Source organism: Pyrobaculum sp. (genome assembly GCF_049971835.1).
Lineage (GTDB): Archaea > Thermoproteota > Thermoprotei > Thermoproteales > Thermoproteaceae > Pyrobaculum.
On the sequence record NZ_JBMFKV010000142.1, the window covers coordinates 1 to 4,840 of the forward strand.

A 4,840-nucleotide genomic window follows, 5' to 3' on the forward strand; every position below is an offset into this window, starting at 1 on the left:
GGCAGGCCTCTGGAGCTGTACCGGCGGCCGCGGAACCGCTTCGTGGCGGTGTTCTTCGGCGAGGCCAACGTGGTGCCTGCCCGGGAGCTGGGGCTCGGGGAGAGGGGGTACGCGGTTATTAGGCCGGAGGACGTGGTGCTGGGAGGCGGGCAGACCTACAGCTACAAGGGCCAGGTGGTGGACGTGACCTTCCTCTGGCACTATCTAAAGGTGGAGATCCAAAGCAATGGGCATATCTTCAAGGCTTTTGTAGATCTGGACACCCCCGTCTCCGTGGGGGACGTGGTGGAGTTTGGGTGGGACGCCAGAGATGTCTACGTGGTTGAGGAATGATTAGGGAGGTGGCGCTGGCGGCCTTCGCCTCTGTTCTGCTCCTCTTCTACGTGCCGTTCCTGGCGCTGGGGTACTACATAGCAGGCGGAGGCGAGCTGAGGCTTCCCTCGCCGTCCCTCGTGTTGACGACGTTCGGCCTCGCGGCGCTGACGGCGGCTGTGTCCATCGCCGTGGCGTACCCCGCGGCGTACTACCTAGCGAAGCGGGGATCCGAGCTGGAGTTCGCCCTGCTCATCGCGCCTCTGTGGGTGGGGACTCTCCTCAAGGCCTACTCCCTCCTAGTCCTCTTCGCCATTGTGGAGAGGTTTACGGGGGTTGCCCTGTGGGGGTCGGCCCTCGGGGTTTTGGTGGGGATGGTGTACGAGTACCTCCCCTACGCCCTCCTGACGCTGTACGCCGCGGTGGAGAAGGTGAGCGAGACGCCTGTAAACGCGGCGAGGGTTCTGGGGGCCGGCAGGCTACAGGCCTTCCTCAGGGTGGAGCTTCCGCTCACCATGCCGGGGGTCTTGGCGGCGTTTATCCTAATCTTCCTATTCGCCATGGGGGAGGTGATTATGCCGGCGGTGCTGGGGGCTTGGAAGGTCTACACCTTCGGTAGCTACGTGTGGGATCTCTACTTCAAGGCGAGGGATATATTTAGCGGGAGCGTGGTGTCTCTCCTCCTCACTGGGCTTTCCCTGCTGGCGACTTACGTGGTGGTTAGGACAATCCGCTCCTTCTCGATATGAAGGCGCTTAGGATCTACACGTGGGCTCTCATAGTCGCCCTCTACGTGCCTATCGGGGTGATGGCCCTCCTCTCCTTCAACAACAGCAAGCTACCCTACGTCTGGGGCGGCTTTACGCTGAGGTGGTACGAGGCTTTGTTTAGGTGGGAGCAGGCCTGGGGCGCGGTTGTCAACAGCGCGGCGGTCGCCCTCGCCGTGGCGTTTGCGGCGACTGTGCTTGGGGTCTTCATGGCATACGCCCTCCGGAGCGATAGGTATCTAGCGGTTTCCCAGGCGGCGATGGTGATGCCCGAGGTTTCTGAGTCTCTGTCCTTCGCCGCGGCCCTCTGGCTTTTGAAGTCCCACGGGGGCGTGGATCTCTTCGGCCCTGTGGGGGTCTTCCTCGCCCACTTAGCCTACACCCTCCCCATGGCCCACGTCCTCCTCGCGCCGTACGTGGCCTACGTGAGCCGTAGCGCGGTAGAGGCGGCGCGGATACTAGGCGCCTCGGAGGCGCGGACAATGATGTCTGTGGTTATGCCTCTGCTGGCCCCCGCCTTCGTCGCCACGTTCCTAATAGTATTCGCCAACTCTTTCGACACCTACGTCAAGACGGCCTTCACCACCAGCCCCGGGTTCGTCACGGCGCCCATCCTCCTCTGGAGCTACGCCGCGAGGGGCAGAGGAGACCCCACCATATACGCCCTGGCCACTCTGATGCTGATCCCGTCCCTTGCGGCCGCGGCGATTTACTTCAGAGCTGTAAAGCGCTACGGCTAGGAGGGCCCGGGCGGCCCTCCTCGGGGTGTCGACGACGAGGAGCCTCTGCCTCAGGTGCTCCTCTAGGGCCTTCGTCTGGGGGGACCGGCCGAAGCTCACCACGATGACCGGCTTCCTCTGCCTCTCGTAGGCCTCGACAATCTCTTGGGCCGCCTTCTCGCTGTAGCCCGGGGGGTGTATCAACGCGGCTACCACCGCGGCGTCTGTATACCTAAGGCCGATCTCCAGCGCCTTGCCGAAGTGCCGGTCGTTGCCCCCGCCGGTGAGGTCCACGGGGTTCGCCACGGGGGCTATGGGGAGGAGGTGCCTCCTCAGCTCCTGCTGGGCCTCGGGCGGTAGCTCCGGGACCGACAGCCCCGCGGCGTTTAGGGCATCGACTATCTGAACCCCCATGCCTCCGGAGGAGGTAACCACGAGGACCCTCTCAACCTTAGCCGGTCCGTATATGGCGAGCGCCTTTGACATGTCGAAGAGCTCTACGAGATCCTCGGCCTCCACCGCCCCGGCTTGTCTAAAAAGTGCTTTGTACATCTCGTAGTTCCCCGCCATGGCGGCTGTGTGAGACGCCGCGGCGCGGCCTGCGTCCGTCCCCCTGCCGGCTTTGTACACCACCACGGGCTTCCCCGACTGCCTAACGGCTTGTAGAAACCGCGCCGCGTCCCCCCTCCAGCGGAAGCCCTCAAGGTAGACCGCCACCACCTTTATCTCCTCCACCCCGGCCAGATACTCGATGAAATCCGCCTCGGTGACATCAGACCTGTTGCCGAAGTTCACCGCAATCCCCACGCCGATCCCCTCCCCCGCGGCCCAGTCCAACGCGGCTGTCATCACGGCGCCGCTCTGGCTGAGGAAAGCCACCGGGCCGGGGGGCGGCCTCCCGGCCTTCTCCCGTGGGATGAACATGGTGTCTAGGCCGTTGAAGGCGTTGTAGACGCCGACACAGTTGGGGCCCAGCAACCTCACGCCGTATCTCCTCGCGGCCCTCACCAGCTCCTCCTCCAGATCCCGCCTCCCCACCTCGGAGAAGCCGCCTGACACAACCACGGCGGCTCTTGCGCCGGCGCGCCCAGCCTCCTCTACGACGCCAGGCGCCGCCTGGGCCGGCGTCGCCACCACCACGAGCTCGGGGGGCTCTGGTAGCTCGGCGACTGAGCTGTAGAACTTCACCTCAGCACCCCCCACCTCCGCGCTTTGATACTTCGGGTTTACGAGGTAGACCCTCCCCCCGTAGCCTCTTAGGAGCTGTATAGCTATCTGGCCGCCGATGGAGTCGGCCCGGGGGGAGGCCCCGACGACGGCAACCGACCGGGGGTTTAGGAACTCCCTCACCCCTTGAGGGCCTTGGCTATCGCCGCGGGATCGTAGCCGTTGATGACAGTGTAGGTGCCGTTGGGGTAGACGACTACCGTCATGGGGGTGCCCACGTTCTGCCCGGCCAGTAGGGTGGCCAGCTGCATGCCGGCTTCTGCGTCGATGTTGCACTGCTTCTGTGGGAGTATATTGGTGTAGTTGGCGTCGCCTGCTAGGAACCTGTCGTACAGCAGGCGGAGGGTGGGTATTACCTCGCCAGGCGTCTCGTTGTACAGACACCTAAGCCTCTGGTGGGCCGTCAATACGTTGGGATGTACTATGAGGTCTACCAAGACGAGTTTGTGGCCTTGGAAGAGTGTGTAGTTGTATTTAAAGAGCTGGGCGCAGTAGGGGCAGGCGAGGTCGAAGAAGACCACAGCCGCCGGCCAGCCGCCGTCGAAGGTCATTCCTATCTTCTGGGCCACCCTCAGGATGTCCAGCCCGCCAGTCGAGGCGCCGGCCACGTTTCTAGACAGCTCGTTAATCACCGTCCTGAATTCGCCGGGGAGGGCCGTGACGTTCTTCAACGTGTAGGTGAGGGTCGCCGCGACGTTCCCCCCATACGACAGTCTGATCTTCAGCTGGTAGACCGTACCGTCGTTGAGTACCTGCTTCTCGTAGTCGAGAGTCGCCGTGAGCCCACTCATAATGGGGATCTCGGTGGTGTTGGTGTATATGGTGGCCTGGCCGAGGGGTGTCTGGGCTACGCCCGACTGCTTCCACTGGCTGGGGGAGGTGGGTCCGGGGAGGCCTTGTATTAGGAAGACCAGCTCGTCGAAGGTCTTGGCCGTGGGTAGCGGGCTGGTGCTAGGTGTGCACTGGGTGTTGGCTAGGGTGATGGTCTCCCCCGCCACGGTGGCTGTGGTTGTGGAGTTTACGCATATCTCCATGAGGCGGCTGTAGTAGGTGAGCTTCTGCCGGGCGCCGCCTGTGGATTGGGCAAGTATGTTGATGACGCCGTCGTTTTTCAACATAAAGTAGGTAGAGGACTGATCGCTTCTCTGGGCATACACAAACCCGTCCCTTAGGGGTATGTAGTAGGTAAGCATATTCATGGTCTGGGCGCCGGACAGTGTGGCTTGGTATATGTATAATTTGTCGCCGGTGGGCGCGGCGGTGGCTGTTGACGTGTTTTGTAGTGGTTTGTAGAGGAGGAGAGCCACCGCGGCGACGGCGACTGCCACGGCGGCGAGGATGATTCCTATTATGATGTTTTTGTTCATGGGAGCTTGGGGGGTTGGTGTATAAAAAGTTATTCTTTTGTTGGGGTCCAGTCTCTCGCAAGTATGTCTAGAATTTGTTTTTCGCCTATTAAGTCGCGTATTGATATGACGCCGTGTAGCTCACCGTTTCTATCCAGCACCACTATATGTCTGACGCTGTACTGCTTCATCTTCTTCGCCGCTACTGTCACGGGCTCGTCGGCGTATACATATATGAAGTTGTGCATGGTGCCCGCCTTGTCTACGGTGACTGTGAGGGGGGCCTTGCCAGCTATTGTTCTAATTATGTCGCGCTCGGAGATCACGCCTATGGGTTTTTTCGGGTTGTCTTTGTCTACGATGACTAGGAGGCCGACGTGGTTGTCCGCCATCAAAGCCGCGGCCTCCTCCACCGTCTTATCCGGCGTAATGGTAATTGGCGGTTTTCTCGCTATGTCTCCGCAGTTCA

Annotated in this window: 5 protein-coding genes and 1 pseudogene; 3 read left to right on the forward strand and 3 right to left on the reverse strand. The window is 61.7% G+C overall.

The features are described from left to right. From ACP5J3_RS10790 to ACP5J3_RS10800, 3 genes are all read left to right on the forward strand, one after another. Nucleotides 1-333: TOBE domain-containing protein (locus ACP5J3_RS10790; RefSeq protein ID WP_428495700.1), on the forward strand; the 333-nt coding region annotated here is incomplete at its 5' end. Beyond that, nucleotides 330-1,061, forward strand: a complete 732-nt coding sequence (locus tag ACP5J3_RS10795) for an ABC transporter permease (RefSeq protein WP_428495701.1) — start codon at nucleotides 330-332, stop codon at nucleotides 1,059-1,061. The genes ACP5J3_RS10790 and ACP5J3_RS10795, both read left to right, overlap by 4 nt. Next, complete coding sequence (locus ACP5J3_RS10800) at nucleotides 1,058-1,819, forward strand: ABC transporter permease (protein ID WP_428495702.1); 762 nt, start codon at nucleotides 1,058-1,060, stop codon at nucleotides 1,817-1,819. The genes ACP5J3_RS10795 and ACP5J3_RS10800 overlap by 4 nt, the downstream gene beginning before the upstream one ends. 114 nt (nucleotides 1,820-1,933) lie before the next feature. Here ACP5J3_RS10800 and ACP5J3_RS10805 read toward each other — a convergent pair. From ACP5J3_RS10805 to ACP5J3_RS10815, 3 genes and pseudogenes are all read right to left on the reverse strand, one after another. Next, nucleotides 1,934-3,148, reverse strand: a pseudogene (locus ACP5J3_RS10805) (CoA-binding protein); the annotation flags it as partial. Further along, nucleotides 3,145-4,392: a DsbA family protein gene (locus ACP5J3_RS10810; protein WP_428495703.1), complete on the reverse strand. Its 1,248-nt coding sequence runs from the start codon at nucleotides 4,390-4,392 to the stop codon at nucleotides 3,145-3,147. The pseudogene ACP5J3_RS10805 and the gene ACP5J3_RS10810, both read right to left, overlap by 4 nt. Before the next feature lie 29 nt (nucleotides 4,393-4,421). Continuing rightward, nucleotides 4,422-4,840: CBS domain-containing protein (locus ACP5J3_RS10815; protein WP_428495704.1), on the reverse strand; the 419-nt coding region annotated here is incomplete at its 5' end.

Coding starts and splice junctions, on each gene's coding strand:
- ACP5J3_RS10810 (WP_428495703.1), bottom strand. CDS start 4,392: ATGAACAAAAACATCATAATAGGAATCATCCTCGCCGCCGTGGCAGTC.
- ACP5J3_RS10800 (WP_428495702.1), top strand. CDS start 1,058: ATGAAGGCGCTTAGGATCTACACGTGGGCTCTCATAGTCGCCCTCTAC.
- ACP5J3_RS10795 (WP_428495701.1), top strand. CDS start 330: ATGATTAGGGAGGTGGCGCTGGCGGCCTTCGCCTCTGTTCTGCTCCTC.